The sequence below is a fragment of the Candidatus Zixiibacteriota bacterium genome, assembly GCA_026397505.1.
Taxonomy (GTDB): domain Bacteria; phylum Zixibacteria; class MSB-5A5; order GN15; family PGXB01; genus JAPLUR01.
On record JAPLUR010000011.1, the window covers coordinates 1 to 17,023 of the forward strand.

Consider the following 17,023-nt stretch of genomic DNA (forward strand, 5'->3'; position numbering starts at 1 on the left):
TCGGAATTGGCTCTGATACTGGTGTAGCACCATTCGCATTCATTGTGAGAGAGAAATTCGGAGCGAACTTCCCGCTGCGACTTGAAATTGCGGATTACCAATCCGCAGGGCGACAGACTTCCGTCAGAGTTGACCACAATAAATCGGTCCCCGGCCCGACAATTTTCGATTCTCCCCTGCTGAAAGTACCGGATCATATTGCGGAAGACATAATCGGAGGTGCGAATCGTATTATACTGATGTTTGAACGCTTTCAGTTTCTCAATGACTGTCTTAAACTCCTCGAGCTTACTGCCGCTAATCATATAGTCGGTGTTCTGGGTGCGCATGCAAGTATAACTGGAGAAGTTCACTTTCACGCCCCACGTCCTTGCCAGCTCGGCCATTTCGGGCAGATCCCTAAAATTATCGCTCTGTACCACACACGCCAGAGTGATTTTCCTGTCGCCTTTTTGATCGAGAGACTCAACGAATCTTCTGATGCGCTGAAACAGACCCGGCACCTTGCGGAATTCGTCGTGACGGTCATCCGGATAGTCAAGAGACAGCGAGAACTCATCGACCCCGGCTTCGAGAAGCTGGAAGTATCGCTCTTTGGTGAGCAACACGCCATTGGTTGTTATAACGATAAACGGGTCATGACCCGGAACGCGGATTGCCCGGAGAATTTCATCAAGATCTTTGCGCAGCAGCGGTTCCCCGCCGGAAACCTGGGCAACGACCGGCCGTAGCTCTCGGGATATTTTGCCGATTTGTTCCGCTGTGATCAGGTTCTCGTCGAGGACATCCCCAAGATGGCAGTGTTTGCATCGGGCGTTGCAGTTGCGGGTGATCTCAAAGGAAACACAGAATGGGCGCCGCATGATATAGTTGACAAGTCCCCGTCGGGCGAGATGAAATGTGCGCATCTGAAGACCTCTTCTTCCGTTAACTGTTCAACTTACCGTCAACTGCCGACTGACGAACCGTATATTGTCGGTCAATTCGGATAGGATGGCCCTTTAAGTTATGCCGCTCTTGGCCCGATGTCAACGACTTTGCGGTCTTGCCAGTATTATCTACGCCTTAAAATAATAAAAGTTGGTGGAAACAGGCCTCACACTCGCGATGCGGCACAAGCGCTTATGCCTAATTATGGCCAAGCCGAGACTGTGCATTTTCGCCGGCATCAGAGAATAATCACAAAATAAACACTGTTTTGCAAATATAACTGTAGGTTTTTTATTGTTGAACATATATACTGTAATGTTAATATTGGTTTGAGTTTCAGCCTTTTTCGCAGTTTTGTCCTAATCTACAACTCTCCATTAAAGCTTAATCTCGAGACCAACGCGCAATAATGCGCTGCATGCAAATTATCTTGAAGTCCCTGATTTCTTAGGAACGCAGTTCTCTTCGGGATAAGCAGAAACGGAGTACAGAATGAATATCTATGTCGGCAACGTGTCTTTCGACACAACAGAGGATCAGTTACGTCAGGCCTTCACAGGTTTTGGCGAAGTATCAACTGTCAAGATCATTATGGACAGAGACACCGGCAGACCAAAAGGCTTTGCATTCGTCGAGATGGCCACAGGCAGTGAAGCCGCGGCTGCTATCAGCGGCCTGAACGGGACCGAACTCAATGGACGCGAGATGAATGTCAACGAGGCACGCCCGCGCACTAATGACAGCGGTGGAAATCGCAGGTCATAAGTAGCGGAAGTGTAGAAATGTCCCCGACAAATTTGTCGGTGGTATGATTCTCAAGGAGACTGGCTTTGGCCCGTCTCCTTTTTTGCTATTGCTTTTATGCGCGGCAGATATCCACATTCAACCGTTTCGTCAGGTCCTCAATTCGCTCTCGCGCCAACGGGTGGGAATGGTGACCTGACGATATTTAGAGTTGCGCGGGGTCTTGTCTCCCGGTCATATCGGGGGATGTGACCCTGCGCCGTTCTTTCGGGCACAACAGCCGAAATTGCTTTTGTAGGTCAACGACCCCTTGGGGTCTTGACAATGCGCTGCAGGCGCAAATTTCTTTGAAAGCCGAGTAGGGCCCTTGCCCGCCCGTGGTGGGCTTTCGACTCTTTTATGTTTCATCAGCGCCGCAATAGATCTTCTCTGGTTTCGTTTTCGAAGATGTCGAATCCGCAGGGGTTCGACCTATATTACCAGGGAAACAGACGCCAATCTTTGCTTGCGACAATCATTCTCGGATATCACATCAATCCAGCGACTTACAGTATTAATAAATGCAAGGGGATACAACATTAAGACGCAGTGTCGTTTATATGCATTATTTGCATTTTTTGCAGAAACATTTATTTCCATCTATTGGGAATGAGTTAAATGTTCCATGATTGCGCTATTTCAGTGATGTAAATTGGGTTGACAAAGCGAGATTTGAGTATTACTTTGGGTAAGTATTTAAACAAGGGATTGATTTCAGAAATCGAAATCTAACAATATCGATGGGTGGAGCTTTCTCTTACATATACTAATTTACATATGAGGATAATTATGCCTTTGTCCCGATTATCTGCTCCCTATGAGTTTAAACTGCTATTGTATGGCGTAGTGCTCGCTGATGATGTCGAAAAAGAACTACATAGATTCTATAACAAAACCAATGGCAGAGGCAAGTTGGTATTTGATCTATCCGATGCCGAATATATCGATGTTGCTGCTTTGAGTACTTGCATCACCATAATCGGAGGACAATGCAAACTTGGATTAGCGAGTCGCATCAATATTCCCCGAAAGAAATCCGTGCGCGATTTTCTATCAGTTTGGAGATTCTGGCAGGCGCTAGAAGCGGTTACCGAATGCCCTTATCGAGAAATTGCATTTGCTCATGACCAAGCAGTGTGGTCCGAGGTTCAGACTTCCTATACCGGCCGAGGCAATGGAGTGACTGCTCTTGAATATGACGCAGATTGGTGTGAAGGCAGCTTAACAAAACGCAATTTTTTTGAATTCACGACGTTTAAAGATTCCGCCCGAAACGCCATCTCCCCTATAGGTACATATCGAGCAGCTCCTCGAAGCGAAAGCAAATATTGGACGGGCGCCCTCATTCGAGAGGTACTCAAGAGGCACTTTGGGGGTCAGTCTGCACGGGAGGATATTGCAAGGGTGGTCATCTATGAGGCAATAAGTAATTCTGTTCGGCACCCTCAAGCTAGGGTAATTCAAATTGTCTCCAAGTTTGAACGGCCCCTCAAAATAGAGCAAACGACTTCATCCGATTCGGACTTAGGAGATGATAGTCGGCCCACGGGTCATCTCAGAATCTGTATTTGGGACGATGGTGAATCTATTTCAGGTACACTTCGTGCGCCGTTGCTGACTGGCAAGAGTGTCAAAGCATTTCAACTCCCGCCGTATATGTACGATAGAATTATTGTGCAAGAACGCGCGTTTGGAGGTCGTTTCGAGTCGACAAGAGTAATAAGCCAGTCAGAAGAACCTTCAAAAGATTGGGATGAGGTTTCCTTATTGCTTTCAAGTCTATTCCCCGGTATTTCTCGTGCTTGGGCTCTACCGGTAGAGGAAGTTGAGCCATTTGAGGATTCACTTGAAGGCGAAAAATCTGCTCCGATAGAATGGTCTTACGGTATGGGGCTTTATTCACTTTGCCGAACTGTGCTTGATCAATTTCAAGGATCACTGATAATGAGAAGTGGTACTGTTCGTCTTAACATGGAAATGGCGCATGATACATGGAGAATTCAGTACAGCGCAAGATACAAATGCAGAATAACGAGATACCCTCAATCGGTCCCACCATTCAATGGAAATCTTTTGGTAATCAACCTTCCGGTTTCCCCAGAGCAATCGTGAACTTTATCTCATTAGACTTAAGAATTGGCCTGAGCGGAAACCACAACATTTCCGCCAACCGTATCGCGTTTCATTCTTCTGTAGCGCAGTTGCTCCTTAATCTATCCGAAATGCCATCTCGATTAGGTATCGAGCTCAGTACAGCGATAGACTATCGACATTATGTCAAGGAACCAAAAATCGTCTCCGATTCATTGATCTCCGCACTTAGGTCATTATCAGGCGGCGCACCCGACCTATGCGTAGTGGATTTGACAAGCAATCCGTTCGTGTTGGTCCGTGATCCAATCCTTTTCGCTCTTATTGATGGAGTCGAACATGCAGTCAATGAACAGCTTTGCCGCCAGTTTGCAATTCTGTTACGCGAACTGCCTGGCGAGCACCTTCCCTCGATTACCCACCTCTCGAACCTGCCGGCGTTGCAGAATACTAACGATTCCAGCGTTACGCTACTTGCCGATTCAGGAAGGAGATACAGCGTGCCAGGTCAATCCTACAGTCTTTCGGGAGAATTGAGTCATTACTCTGAGTTGGTCCGAAAGAGCTTCGGGGGGCCTAAAGCCGAGGTCGAGAGAAAGACTGTAAGGCGACTTGGGCATTTCAGTCGATCCGGATTCCTGGGAATGGGCGATTGCCGATCCTTTTCCTTCATGATGGCTGATTGCTCTAGGGCACTTCTTGAATTGTTGAGTGATTGGTGGAAAACAAATAACCAAGCCAAGATTGATATTCTGTACGATTTGAAAGCTAACGAACCGTTTCGTGAAGCAGTCAAAGCATTCGCAGATCGACATTCTCTAAATTGCTTGCGAGTGGAAGATATTATTAGTAATGACGTGAGTATCATGACCCAACAAAAGGCTGAAAAATACCTACTGATCTTGGATGCGGTGCATACTGGAGACACGCTCCGAAATTATATCACCGAACTTGGTAGTAAAGGGATTAGCTTGAACAAGACTATTCTATCTGCGATAAACCGCACAGGGACGACTGACTCGCAAATTGACGAGTATAACGTACATGGATTTCTATCAAAACCGCCGGAGATGTCTCCTAAATGCTGTCCACAATGCTCTTTGGAATTGCCAATAACCCCGGAATCGCACGAAGAGTTTGCCAAGATCCGTTCATATGATTTCCTTTATATGGTTCAGCAATTCGGTTGGGAACCGGAACCCTCTGACGAAGTTCCGGCTGCAATAGGCCACCAGCTTCCCAATGTGCCAAAGTTTTCGCTCATTCTAGGCGAATATGGAGACTGGATCGCCTATAAAATCCATTTATTTCTACGGAAATTTGCTAATGTCCCCGATGATTGGTTTGTAATCCATCCCGATGAAACTGACTCAACTCAATTATGTGAGAAACTGCAACTGTATTTAGATAACCGACTAAATATCGTTCGGGTGAAGCGTCCTCTACTGGAGGTGGCGCTAAAAGGCGAGCAATGGGGTGACATCTTGCTCAATTCTGATGCTTCGCAGCTCAAAGCGGACCTGAAGGCGGTAAATGGGGCGGGTGCACTGGTATTAGACGTGTTCAATGCTTCAGGATCCACTCGGCAATCTTTAGTGGATTTGCTAAAGACTGTCGGGATTACTCCATTCGCGTATATATGCTTTGTAGAATTCGGATCGGAGTTGCAGCCATCGATGCCCGGAAGTCTGCCAATGTTCTCCCTGTATGATTGGTATAATCCACGGATTTTGAAATGACTACGATTCAAGCTCACGATTTGGGGATAGAGGAGGATCCCGAACATGCCTGTAGAGCAATCTGCCATTTTCTTGCGGAATTGAAGGAAGACACATCTAATATCCAAGCAATAAGATGTCTGCTCTTGCGAGACCTGTGTTTCAGATTGGGTAGAGTTAGTTCTGAGCGGAGAGCCCTTGTTCAATTGGAGACCTGGTTTGATCTTCTGCCAAGTGAGTTAAAAAGAGAATTCGAAGGTCATACTCTTAAGGATGAATCATTGGAAGGAGTCAAGAGACTATTGCGTCGTGAAATAGATGTTGCGATTGTCACTGTAAAGGAGTGCGAGCGCGCAGCGGTGCTTCTGGTCTTTGGCGATAGTCCCACAAGGGCTGCGGACAGAATCGAGGGCAATTTGCATCTATGGGAAAGCAAAGTCGCCCGCACTAAACAATCTTCTCTGCGAATTGTAACCACTCTAATCGCAGATCCAGGAAACGTCTCCTGCGCTGTAGCCACCCAAGGGTTAATTTCGACATATAATGCAAAACTGATTCTGCTTGTGGGAATTGCGGCCGGTCCCCAAGAGAAGGTCAAACTTGGTGATGTCGTTTGTCCGGATAGGGTCTACGATTATGAACACGTTCGACTTGAAGTCGCGGAACTCTTCGGATTAAAGCTTTTAGTCCCCCGTCTGCGACCGCGACCAAGATACGAAAGAACTGAACTTAGATTTCGTGCTCAAATCGAAATCATGGACATTGGCGCGATTCGCAGGGAGATAGCGATGTACATTGCATCCCTTGAGCCCCACCAGAAACCGCAAGGATTGGACCTGTCATTCTCACCCTCGTTGCATCGAGGTACAGTTGCTGCTGGCGAGAAGTTGATAGCTGATGGTAGACTGAGTCGCATGTACAAGCGGGTTGATCAACAAATCCGTGCTGGAGCGCAAGAAGACTATGGCTTTGCTAGCGTTGGCGAGTTCTGGGGTATCCCCTGGTGTATTTTCCGAGGCATCTCAGACTATGGTGACAGGAAGAAAAAAGATGACTGGCAAACCGTTGCAGCAATCTCAGCCGCCGCAACTGCGAAATTATTCTTGCTAAAGAACTTTGACCAGCCTCTTCTTAGGCATTGAGAATGCCACTCGTTACATGCGTTTCAGTCTGCAGCTTTCGTGGGTCAGGTTCCGAAATTCCGATCCCGGTCGGAATGAGTAACCCGACATTTAATTTCTTTTTCCAAATTCACTCCCGCTTCACTTCGCGCACGGGCGGCTTCAATCTGCCCGTGGGCTATCGAATCGCATTCCCCTCAGATCAAAATCTGTAGCGCATCGATGGTGATTGGGAACCCTTTCCCATTATATAGAAGGAAATTATTATGATTCTTGCCAAAAATCAACATATTTTCAAGCGCCAAAATACAGCCATTACCCAGAACGGCCCCAAAACGGCCGGCCATCCTAAACAAAAAACAGGCCATCCGGCCCAAAACCGTGTCACATATTCACAACTCTTTTGGGTATATTTTCTTACACCGTTGGCCTTATACTTTATAATAGTAATTGTAGGTCAGGAGCTTTACGCTCCTGACACAATTGTGTCGGGTCTGCAAGAGACCCGACCTACCATAAAACTTAATCATAGACCTAACGAAACTGTACATTTTAAAAATCGAAGAAACAAACCCAATTTGCCTGCCCACCACCTTCCGCCCAACCCACTCTCCGGCAACAAATAATAGTGGAAAATGCCCTGATGCGTATTAATTATACGGAGAGGCTGGGATTCGAACCCAGGGAACGGTTACCCGTTCACATGCTTTCCAGGCATGCTCCTTCGACCAGCTCGGACACCTCTCCTGTCGAATAGACTCCGGTACGCAACCGGAACCGGGAATTTAGCCAAAAATCTGTTAAAATCAAGGGGATTTTATGGTTAAAAACACTGGCTTATTGCCCCGCCTGAATCGGCAACGCACGCTCTGCCCATATGCGAAAATTGATCTACCCCACAAACTGGTCGGCGTCGTTGAAGAAACGTGCCACCGCCATCTGCCCCGCCATTATCGAGGTGATGGTCACCGAGGAGAGAAGCATATAGGCCACTATTATCTGCAGCAAGACCGCTTTCAATGGCGATACTCCGGCCAGAATCATCCCGGTCATCGCCCCCGGCAACGCCACGATCCCGGCGGTCTCGAGAAAATTGACGATGGAAATCATCCCCGCTTTCACCGCTTCACGGTAAAACCGCCGCGAGGCTTCCTGCCAGCTTTTCCCAAGCGAAAGCGCGGTTTCTATCGCCAGACGGTTCCCTTTCAGATCGGCGCCGATACGGTTGAAAGTTATTGAGGCTGAATTCATCGAGTTGTTCACAATCATCCCGGCCAGCGGAATCATATACCGCGCCTCGGCGCTGATAATCCGGAAAACCATCATTAACGCCAGCGTTCCAAATGACCCGACCGCCATCGAGATAAAAGCTATCGAAAATCCCCCTTTGAAATGCTCGGCCCGCTTGCCGGCGGTATAGGCCCCCATGAGAAGCATAGCGGTCACGGCCAGAAGCACCAACCAGATTGAGCGCGTATTGAAAATCACCTCAAGCAGATACCCCACCGCTATCAGCTGCACAAAAACCCTTATTGACCCGATAGAAATCTCTTTGACCAGCGGGATCCTTTTTACATAAGCAAGCACCAGCGACAGAACCGTCAAAATGACCGCCATCAGGACTTCATAATACCCTATCTCAATCTCTTTCATATCAGCTCTTTGTTGATATATTTCCGCCCCAACTCAGTCACCGGATTGGTCAGCACTTGCGACGTCTCTCCCGACTCGACCACTTTGCCGCCTACCAGAAATATCGTTTCTCCTCCCAACCGGATCGCCTGCTCCGGATTATGCGTGACCACTATAACGGTCAGGCACAAATCCTTTGAAAGCGAAAGAATCAACTGCTCGATTTTTTGCGCCGAGGATGGATCCAGAGCCGAGGTTGGCTCATCGAGAAGAAGCACTTCCGGTTCCAAAACCAGCGACCGGGCAATCGCCACCCGTTGCTTTTCGCCAACCGAAATATCCTCGGCATGCTTGCCGGCAAAATCGCGGCTCAGACCGACCCGCTCCAGGTAGACAGCCGGATCAGTCTCCCCTTTCTTGCGGCCCTGCGATCCCTTACAGCAATACTCCAGGTTACCCTGCACGGTACCGGGAAAAAGATACGGTATCTGAAACAGCATCGAAATTTTCTTGCGCAACTCGGTCGGCGGATAAAACGGCAGAGGTTTGTCGTAAAAAAGGATTTCTCCCTCGGTCGGCTCGTCGAGACGATTCAGCAGGCGCAAAAATGACGATTTCCCCGCGCCCGAGGGTCCGACAATATTATAGATTTGCCCCTTCCGGAATGAATAACTTATCGAGTCAACCGTTCGCACCGATTCTTTGGAATTAGACACCAGCCGCCCGACATTTCTGGCCTCGATTATTTTCGTCTGACCGCACGGAGACATAAGTGGCGCTATTTCTCCGCTTCGCCGAAATAAAGAAAGCGGTCGAGCAGTTTCACATATTCCGACCACCCGGCGCCGGTTTTGTCGCGGATCCTTTCGATCGCCCCCATCTTGGAATCGATTTCATCGGCGTAGAAGAGAATGAAGGCCTCGGGAATCTGCGGTACAATGGGTGAGGCGTAATCCAATTGCCCCTGATGAGAAATAATCAGGTGACGGATTTTCATCAAAAGATTGGGTGGAAAGGAGTCGATTTTTTCGGCGCGGGATGTAATGACATGGTCGGCCCAGCATATATGGCCAATCAGCCGTCCCTCACTGGAATAATCGATGAGCGAGGTTATCTCATATTGCGAGATTTTCCCCATATCGTGGAAAAGCCCGCCGAAGATGAGCAAATCCCGGTCCAGAAAGAGATACCGCCTCCCCATTTCAAGACAGATTTCGGCGACATTGGCTGAATGCTCCGCCAGCCCGCCGACACAGGCATGATGCCAGAGTTTACCGGCCGCCGCCTTAAGATAGGCGGCGAGGAATGCCTCATCTCTCCAAAAGGCATCGGCCAATTTCCGGATATTGCCGTTTTCAATCCTCTCCGTCAGCCCTATAATTCGGGCGCGAAGCTCTTCCTCCGAGTATTTGGAATGGGGCAAGATATCGTTCAGACTATACTCTTCATCTTTGGCCGGCCTCATCTTGACTACTTTGATCTGGAGATTACCCTTATAGTCGCCGACCGTTCCTTTGACTTTGACCACCATCCCCTCGGTCAATTCCTCCAGCCCAAAATGATCCGGCTCCCACCAGACTCCGCCGATCTTCCCCGAGGCATCGCCGAACTCAAACGAAAGGAAGCTCTTGCCGCCATATTCCCTGACATCCCGTTTTCGAACAGAAAGGAACGCCGTAATTGTGTCGTTTAAAACGAAATCTTTTATCATATTCCATTCCTTACCCTTAATCAAATAAAGATAATTATATTAAGCGGCCGGGTAAAGCAATTTTTCTTTGCCCGTCGCTACCGATAAGTGTATATTCTTCATGGCTATGAAAATACTGAACCGCTATATATTGCTGGAGCATATTCCGCCGTTCCTTTTCTCGGTTTTCATTATTACATTCATATTGATTCTGGAGACAATTCCCCGCATTGTCGAAATGGTCATCGACAAGAACATCTCCGCAATCATCGTGCTGCAGTTGGTTTTCTTCAATCTGGCCTGGATGATTGCCCTTTCGGTTCCGATGGCGGTTCTGGTTGCGACCCTGCTGGCATTCGGAAGAATGACCTCGGACTCGGAGATTATTGCCATAAAAACTTCCGGCATCAATCTCCTGCGCATCCTGATCCCTCTTCTGGTCGCCGCCGGTGTTCTGACCGCGTCGATGATCGAATTCAACGATAAGATTCTCCCCGACCTCAACCAGAAAGCGCGCCTTTTGACCGGCGATATCCGTTCCATGCGGCCCACCCTTACCTTCCGCCCCGGTGTCTTTATCACCGATATCACAGGATATATTATCCTGATCGACAAGATTGATCACATCACCTCCCGGGTGGAGGGAGTTCGGATCAGCGACACCAAGGACCCTGCTCAGCCGCGGATTATCGTGGCCAAATCGGGCCTGATGAAATTTATCGATAACGGCCAGACCGTGCAGTTTACGCTATTTGACGGTGAATTGCACATGCTTGATACCAAGGAACCCTCCAACTATCGCAAGGTTGATTTCAAGGAGCAGGTTATCAACGTGGGCGGAGTCGGTTCGGAATTGCGGCGCTCCGAATCATCCTTTCGGACCGATCGGGAGATGAATATTGCTCAGATGGAAGAGGTGGTCGCCCAGGTTGATACAACACTGGCCCCTTTGCGGGTTAGGATGGAGAAATCGGTCGAAAACAAACTGGCCTTCCTTTTCTCCGACACTCTGGCCTATCCCAAAGACACGCTTCTGACCGATTCCGCGGCGTTGGTCTTCTTGAGGTCCGATATGCAGGGGATTCACATTAGACTCAAAAGAGAGGCCGAGCAACTTGAAGAGCAGAACCAGCTGCGCGATAAATACCTTATAGAGATCCACAAGAAATATTCCATCCCAGCCGCCTCTTTTGCCTTCATTCTTATCGGCGCGCCCCTTGGAATACTCTCCCGCCGCGGCGGCATGGGCATTGCCGTCTCGGTATCCCTGGTCATTTTTACACTATATTGGGCTTTTCTTATCGGCGGCGAAGACCTCTCCGACCGCGGTCTGATCTCTCCCTTCTGGGCCATGTGGTCGGCCAATATTTTGGTGGGAATAGTGGGTTTGTATCTTCTGATCAAAGTAATCACGGAAAGACCGCTCTTTGCCTTCTTCAGGAAATGAAATGATAAAAGTTATCGATCGCTATCTCTTAAAATACTTCCTGACCTCCTTTCTGGTAGTAATTGTTGCTTTCAGTCTCCTGATTGTTGTCATCAACATGGTTGAGGAGTTGCGCGATTTTATCGACAACCATATCCTTCTTTCCCAGGTCGTGACTTATTATATTTATTTTATAGGTTGGATCTGGAAATCCTTTCTGCCGGTTTTTGTGCTTCTGGCCGCGCTGATATCGGTCGGGATGCTGGCCCGTCGGAACGAACTTTTGGCCATGAAAACCAGCGGCATATCGCTGTACCGAATCGCTGCCCCGCTTCTGATATTCGCTTTTCTTCTCAGTATCGCGCATATCTACTATAATGAATTCCTTTTCGCCGAACCGAACAAGAAACGCGTCGAGATGAAAGAATACACTATCAAAAACCGCTCCAAAGAGGCTGCCCTCTCCGCCCGAAATATATATCGTCAGGTAAATCAGAATCTATTCTTTGTCATCGGCAGCTATAATGTCGCCCGGCAGGAAGGTGCTGACATCAAACTGTACCGCTCGGAGGCGAATAAGCTGTCCGAATTGATCACGGCCAGGCGAATCCGCTACACGCCTCGGGGCTGGATGCTGTATGACGGCGTTAAAAGGATGTTTGCCGATACCAATGAAAGCTTTGCGCCTTTTGACTCTTTACCGGCCGAATATATCAAAGACAAACCGGCCGATTTCGAGGTTCCGATCGGAAAACCGGAAGATATGGGCTATCGGGAATTGGCCCGATACATTGATTTGATGAAACGAACCGGAAGCCCCTATCGGCGGGAACTCGTCGACCTGAAACTGAAAATCTCCTATCCCCTGGCGTCCTTCATTGTTATCCTGATCTGTGTCCCCATCGCCTCCAACCCGAAACGCGGAGGAATTGCCGTTTCCTTTGCCCTTGGCACCGGCATTGCCCTGCTGTACTTTGTTGCCTTCAAAATAACCCAGTCTTTCGGATACAATGAAAAGCTTGATCCCGATCTATCTGTCTGGCTGATCAATGCCGTTTTCCTGCTTATCGGACTTTTTATTTTACTGCGAACCAGAAAATAGGGCTCGGGCATAGTTATACCGATCTTCGGTCGGAGAGTGAACGGCGCTCCATAATAATATTACTTATCGCCCCAGCACCTGCCTGATTGCCGCAGCCAGCTCTTCTGCCTTCTGAGAACCTATCATCAGTTTTTTGCCGTTGGTCAATTCCAGTTGCACTCCTTCATTCCCGGAGACATTATAGGCCATTCCCCTGCTTCCCGCCCATTTGATTCCCCAACCCCCATAATCACGAATCGGTCGGTATTTGACGGCCCCATAGGTCTTAATCTCACCGGCGGCAACTATCCGAGTATAAAGAGGAGAGTAACGAATCCTGATTCGATCTTTCCGCACTTCGGTAACCATCTTCAGCATTAGGAATAATAGCGGCAACGCCATCCCTATCAGCATGGCGATTATCCAGACCACCACATCCGGAGCCGGTTTGCTCCCGAATGGCGTTCCCTTTATTATCTGCACTATAAAAACCCACCAGGCGATTGCAACCGCGGCAATGATAAGGATCCATAACCACCACTGGCGCATATGTTGCACCTCGCGATAAATAAGGCTCTGTTCATTATTGAGATTCATACGGCTCCTCCTGCGAAATATATATTATCTTAACAGACCCTCACGTAGTTGTCAAGCGACTTATGCAGGTTTCCTGTCAGCGGCAGGCAGCTGATCTAAAGATAATACCGCATAATCGGCCGCGTTTTCGACCGTCTGGCGGCCACTTTGAAACCTGCCTTTATGAAAGCCGAGGGTATTCCGGTCCAGGCGAAAGCGGCCGGGATGCTCTTGCTGTACGGCACGGACGGATACCCCTCAATTATCTTCGCCTTCTTCTTCCGGCAATAGTCGATAACACCTTTGAGAAGCTCCGTCGATACTCCCTGTCGTCGGTACGGTTTGGCGATAAAGAAACAGGTTACCGACCAGACCGGTTGCTCATCGACCGGCTTCAGCACCCGCGAGTTTTCCAAACGGACAAATTTCTCCCTCGGCGCCACCGCGCACCAGCCGATCGGTTCGTCTTTCAAATAGGCGATAATTCCAATCGGTTCTTTATCTTTCACCAGCCGATGCATGCTTTTCTTATTGCCGGCTCCCTTTTGACGGGCAAACTCTTTCGGCTGAACTCGCCAACTCATGCACCAGCAACCGCCGCATCCACCCCGTTCACCCATAAGCGTCTCGAAATCTTTCCACCGCTTTTCCTCAAGAGGATGGAATTTGAGATCTTTTATCCTTATCGCACTATCATTCATTTCTTCTCCTAATCAATTTCCTTGCTCATCCGCTGTATTCATCGTGTAGGGGCGTATTGCATACGCCCCTTTCTCTATTGTTTTCTTATTACACAGAAAAGACTCGATTCATCTACCTCGACAATTTCCATATTCACATTGAAACCCGATACCAATTTCCGAAAATCATCACTACTCACGGTTGTCGCTCTGAAACCATCTTTACAGACAATCACCCCGTTGCCTGTCTTTTCAAAATCGATCTCTCCCACCAGCCCCTCATCGGCCTGCCTTTTAAACCACTCCAGACGGTCATCCCAAAATTTATCCGAATAGGTTGAAAAAAGCGCTTTTCCACCCGGTTTGGTCACTCGAATGCTCTCGGCTACCAAATCTTGCTGGTTCACATGAAACGCCGAAATCCCATTCTGGATACAGACGACGACATTGATAATATTGTCAGGAAAAGATAGTTTCACCGCATCCATATTCAACAGATGACAATTGCTGACATCCTGCAGCATTTTCTGGCCAAGTTGAAGACTCTGAATTGAGGTATCAATTCCATAGACGGATTTCGCTTTTTCCGCCAGCGCCGGGATTACTCTCCCATAGCCGCATCCCAATTCAAGAACGATGTCGTCGTGGCTGATATATTTCGTAACAAAATCCATTTCCGCCTGAAGATACTGTTGCACACTTGGCGGGGCAATTTCATATACCCGTAGTAGCCTTTCCGCAGCTAGTTTTTCGCTATAATACGCGGCCATTCTTGCCCTTATGTGGCGGCAGGAACTAGTTCTGCCGCCGCGAAATAAAGCCTCGACCAAGGCTCTGTGCACCAACTACAGCCAATGTTAGCCAATGGGCGGAGCAATAATTCAAGAAATCAACCACAAACGAATGGCATCATGAGGTGCATATGGATGCTCATGCCATCCAAGCATCTTCAATATTAGTCTTTCTAGAATGGAACGGAGTCTAAGTTCTTCTTTACTGAGAAATTGCAGATCAAACTGTTTGCCTGTATGAAATAGATTGTTGCGAGTATCAATCAAGCTAAACTTGCTCTTGGCCGGATAAAGATCCTCCCATGACACGTCGTATTGCTTAAACATTATATCCAAAAGTGACCGAAGAGATTCTCTATTTAATTCTCCTAGTTTGCCGCATATTTTGCTTGAATCAAGCTTAGATGCTACTTGTTTCTCAATAAAAGGTATCAATTTCACTCTTAAGGTTCTGAAATCATCCTTAGATAGAATGCAATATAGATTCTTCCCAGTAGCGTAATAATCTTTCAATATTTCGAGAGCCATGAAGAATACACTAAATCTCTCTTGAATATATTTCAATTGATTTCCATTCACTACATAAGCAATCGGCATACTCAAATCAACGCCACTACTTTTTAGCTCACGCAACATGCTAACTGCTGTTTTTAGGAATGCGCTGACTCTGTGCAGTGGGATCGGCAAATAATTTGTATCAATCCTCATTTCTCTGCACTCCCTAGTTGCTCTTATAAGTGTAGTAATCCCTGTTGCCGTCTGAATTGAATATGAAAACCATGTAATCCAGTTCCTTGCGACAAACGAAACCAATAGAGTCAAGTCATCGGCAAGGCTGATGCCGCGCTTGACATATTCTGCGTCTGGCAATTCGCTCTCGGGATTGGTCGTGGCTAAATGTAGAGCATATACATCTCTTGTTGTGATGTCATTATGGCCTTCTGTATCATGTTCAAAGAAGAAGACCGGCCTTACCTCTACTGTATAGGGTAAGTCGGGAGCAATATCCAAGGATGAATTTTCCACTTCATACTTCACCTCGCCCATAAATGACTTGGATAACACACCGTATGAGGGCCACAGTTGACGTGGGCCGCACAAGTAAAATGTTAAGTGCCGTTCCGGTTGATCAATCTGAACAAATTTCCTTTTTACTGTAAGCGAATAAAAAATGAGTTCTCCAACAATGAATCTTATCCCTTCACTGACACTGCGGCCATGTACATGCTCGATATAAACCTCATCACTTATTATCTCATCTAAATCGTTGGTCTTACATGTCAAACGGATAGAATAAGTAGGGACCGGTAACCCCATAAACTCAACTAGACTGGCAAACGTATCATTATTACCAATGACAATTGCTTTTATCTGCGCATTGTCCAAAAGAGAATATTGAACAATGATATGAAGATCTTCTAGGGTCTTGTCGCCAGCGATCAGCCGCCCCTCAAATTCCAACCTTTTATGAAATCTCTCTTCCGGCCAGAATACTGTTGAATCCTGTTCCATATATGTGCTTTCCCCGCGGTGTCAGGAACCCCTTCCTGACACTAATTGGTTTCCGGCAGGAAGGGGTTCCTGCCGGCGCCAATAAGATCGTCTTCTCTCTAAAACTTCGCTACGTCCCCATCTCCCACGAGGCCAGATACTTCTTCTGCTCCGGCGTCAATCTATCAATCCGCACCCTCATCGACCGCAATTTCAATGCCGCGATATGGTTGTCAATCTTCTCCGGCACCACATAGACCTGCTTTTCAAGCTTTTTGGCATTTGATACCAGATACTCTGCCGCCAGCGCCTGGTTGGCAAACGACATATCCATCACCATCGCCGGATGTCCCTCCGCCGCCGCCAGATTAATCAACCTTCCCTCACCTAAAATATTTATCCGCCGCCCGTCCTTAAGAGTGTACTCATCAACATACTCCCGCACCCGGCGCTTCTTTGTTTTCATCTTCTCCAGCGATGGGATATCAATCTCCACATTGAAATGCCCCGAGTTGCAAACAATCGCGCCGTCTTTCATCTTCTCAAAATGCTCGGCACGGATAACATTGATATCGCCGGTCAGGGTCACAAAAATATCGCCGATTTTGGCCGCTTCGGCCATCGGCATCACCGGGAAACCATCCATCACCGCCTCAATCGCCTTGGTCGGGTCAACCTCGGTCACAATAACATGTCCCCCCATCCCCTGTGCCCGCGCCGCGAATCCCCGCCCGCACCAGCCGTATCCGGCCACAATCACTTTCGCCCCGGCAATCAGGGCATTGGTGGCGCGAATAATCCCGTCAATGGTCGATTGCCCGGTGCCGTACCGGTTGTCGAAAAAATGCTTGGTCTTGGAATCATTGACGGCAATGATCGGGTACATCAATGCCCCATCCCGCGCCATCGCTTTCAGGCGGATAACACCGGTGGTGGTCTCCTCGGTCCCGCCTATGATATTCGGCAGAAGCTCTTTCCGCTCGGAGTGCAATGTCGAAACCAGATCGGCGCCG

General features: G+C 48.1%; 16 protein-coding genes and 1 tRNA gene. 7 read left to right on the forward strand and 10 right to left on the reverse strand.

The window, feature by feature from the left end:
* Positions 1–908: radical SAM protein (locus NT002_00495; protein ID MCX6827757.1), on the reverse strand; the 908-nt coding region annotated here is incomplete at its 3' end.
* Between the two features lie 514 nt (positions 909–1,422).
* Here NT002_00495 and NT002_00500 point away from each other — a divergent pair.
* The 5 genes from NT002_00500 to NT002_00520 all read left to right on the forward strand — a co-directional run bounded on the left by NT002_00500 (position 1,423) and on the right by NT002_00520 (position 7,269).
* Positions 1,423–1,695, forward strand: coding sequence for an RNA-binding protein (locus NT002_00500; protein ID MCX6827758.1), 273 nt, complete (start codon positions 1,423–1,425; stop codon positions 1,693–1,695).
* An 807-nt stretch (positions 1,696–2,502) separates the two neighbouring features.
* On the forward strand, positions 2,503–3,825 hold the full coding sequence (locus NT002_00505) for a hypothetical protein (GenBank protein MCX6827759.1): 1,323 nt from the start codon (positions 2,503–2,505) through the stop codon (positions 3,823–3,825).
* Positions 3,735–5,543, forward strand: coding sequence for a hypothetical protein (locus NT002_00510; GenBank protein ID MCX6827760.1), 1,809 nt, complete (start codon positions 3,735–3,737; stop codon positions 5,541–5,543). The genes NT002_00505 and NT002_00510 overlap by 91 nt, the downstream gene beginning before the upstream one ends.
* Positions 5,544–5,728: 185 nt before the next feature.
* Positions 5,729–6,664 carry a hypothetical protein gene (locus NT002_00515; protein ID MCX6827761.1) on the forward strand — a complete coding sequence of 312 codons (936 nt, stop codon included), beginning with the start codon at positions 5,729–5,731 and terminating at the stop codon, positions 6,662–6,664.
* A 245-nt stretch (positions 6,665–6,909) separates the two neighbouring features.
* A complete protein-coding gene (locus NT002_00520) occupies positions 6,910–7,269 on the forward strand; it encodes a hypothetical protein (protein MCX6827762.1) in 360 nt (119 codons plus the stop codon).
* Positions 7,270–7,302: 33 nt separating this feature from the next.
* On the opposite strand, the gene NT002_00525 is transcribed toward NT002_00520, so the two are convergent.
* From NT002_00525 to NT002_00540, 4 genes are all read right to left on the reverse strand, one after another.
* A tRNA-Ser gene (locus tag NT002_00525) sits at positions 7,303–7,390 on the reverse strand.
* A gap of 144 nt (positions 7,391–7,534) precedes the next feature.
* Positions 7,535–8,296 carry an iron export ABC transporter permease subunit FetB gene (gene fetB, locus NT002_00530; protein MCX6827763.1) on the reverse strand — a complete coding sequence of 254 codons (762 nt, stop codon included), beginning with the start codon at positions 8,294–8,296 and terminating at the stop codon, positions 7,535–7,537.
* Complete coding sequence (locus tag NT002_00535; protein MCX6827764.1) at positions 8,293–9,045, reverse strand: ATP-binding cassette domain-containing protein; 753 nt, start codon at positions 9,043–9,045, stop codon at positions 8,293–8,295. The genes fetB and NT002_00535 overlap by 4 nt, the downstream gene beginning before the upstream one ends.
* A gap of 8 nt (positions 9,046–9,053) precedes the next feature.
* Positions 9,054–9,986: an HD domain-containing protein gene (locus tag NT002_00540; protein MCX6827765.1), complete on the reverse strand. Its 933-nt coding sequence runs from the start codon at positions 9,984–9,986 to the stop codon at positions 9,054–9,056.
* Positions 9,987–10,092: 106 nt separating this feature from the next.
* Between NT002_00540 and NT002_00545 the strand changes: the two genes are divergently transcribed.
* Together NT002_00545 and NT002_00550 are read left to right on the forward strand one after the other, a co-directional pair.
* Positions 10,093–11,412, forward strand: a complete 1,320-nt coding sequence (locus NT002_00545) for an LptF/LptG family permease (GenBank protein ID MCX6827766.1) — start codon at positions 10,093–10,095, stop codon at positions 11,410–11,412.
* A 1-nt stretch (position 11,413) separates the two neighbouring features.
* Positions 11,414–12,493, forward strand: a complete 1,080-nt coding sequence (locus NT002_00550; GenBank protein ID MCX6827767.1) for an LptF/LptG family permease — start codon at positions 11,414–11,416, stop codon at positions 12,491–12,493.
* A 63-nt stretch (positions 12,494–12,556) separates the two neighbouring features.
* Here NT002_00550 and NT002_00555 read toward each other — a convergent pair whose 3' ends face one another.
* The 5 genes from NT002_00555 to NT002_00575 form a co-directional block, all read right to left on the reverse strand.
* Complete coding sequence (locus NT002_00555; protein MCX6827768.1) at positions 12,557–13,069, reverse strand: DUF6141 family protein; 513 nt, start codon at positions 13,067–13,069, stop codon at positions 12,557–12,559.
* Between the two features lie 95 nt (positions 13,070–13,164).
* Positions 13,165–13,749 carry a GNAT family N-acetyltransferase gene (locus NT002_00560; protein MCX6827769.1) on the reverse strand — a complete coding sequence of 195 codons (585 nt, stop codon included), beginning with the start codon at positions 13,747–13,749 and terminating at the stop codon, positions 13,165–13,167.
* Between the two features lie 74 nt (positions 13,750–13,823).
* Complete coding sequence (locus NT002_00565; GenBank protein MCX6827770.1) at positions 13,824–14,498, reverse strand: class I SAM-dependent methyltransferase; 675 nt, start codon at positions 14,496–14,498, stop codon at positions 13,824–13,826.
* Between the two features lie 111 nt (positions 14,499–14,609).
* A complete protein-coding gene (locus tag NT002_00570) occupies positions 14,610–16,031 on the reverse strand; it encodes a hypothetical protein (protein ID MCX6827771.1) in 1,422 nt (473 codons plus the stop codon).
* Between the two features lie 109 nt (positions 16,032–16,140).
* Positions 16,141–17,023 (reverse strand): adenosylhomocysteinase (locus tag NT002_00575; GenBank protein MCX6827772.1); only part of this gene is annotated, 883 nt, incomplete at its 5' end.

Coding starts and splice junctions, on each gene's coding strand:
- NT002_00510 (MCX6827760.1), top strand. CDS start 3,735: ATGCAGAATAACGAGATACCCTCAATCGGTCCCACCATTCAATGGAAA.
- NT002_00545 (MCX6827766.1), top strand. CDS start 10,093: ATGAAAATACTGAACCGCTATATATTGCTGGAGCATATTCCGCCGTTC.
- NT002_00560 (MCX6827769.1), bottom strand. CDS start 13,749: ATGAATGATAGTGCGATAAGGATAAAAGATCTCAAATTCCATCCTCTT.
- NT002_00570 (MCX6827771.1), bottom strand. CDS start 16,031: ATGGAACAGGATTCAACAGTATTCTGGCCGGAAGAGAGATTTCATAAA.
- NT002_00550 (MCX6827767.1), top strand. CDS start 11,414: ATGATAAAAGTTATCGATCGCTATCTCTTAAAATACTTCCTGACCTCC.
- fetB (MCX6827763.1), bottom strand. CDS start 8,296: ATGAAAGAGATTGAGATAGGGTATTATGAAGTCCTGATGGCGGTCATT.
- NT002_00555 (MCX6827768.1), bottom strand. CDS start 13,069: ATGAATCTCAATAATGAACAGAGCCTTATTTATCGCGAGGTGCAACAT.
- NT002_00505 (MCX6827759.1), top strand. CDS start 2,503: ATGCCTTTGTCCCGATTATCTGCTCCCTATGAGTTTAAACTGCTATTG.
- NT002_00500 (MCX6827758.1), top strand. CDS start 1,423: ATGAATATCTATGTCGGCAACGTGTCTTTCGACACAACAGAGGATCAG.
- NT002_00565 (MCX6827770.1), bottom strand. CDS start 14,498: ATGGCCGCGTATTATAGCGAAAAACTAGCTGCGGAAAGGCTACTACGG.
- NT002_00535 (MCX6827764.1), bottom strand. CDS start 9,045: ATGTCTCCGTGCGGTCAGACGAAAATAATCGAGGCCAGAAATGTCGGG.
- NT002_00520 (MCX6827762.1), top strand. CDS start 6,910: ATGATTCTTGCCAAAAATCAACATATTTTCAAGCGCCAAAATACAGCC.
- NT002_00540 (MCX6827765.1), bottom strand. CDS start 9,986: ATGATAAAAGATTTCGTTTTAAACGACACAATTACGGCGTTCCTTTCT.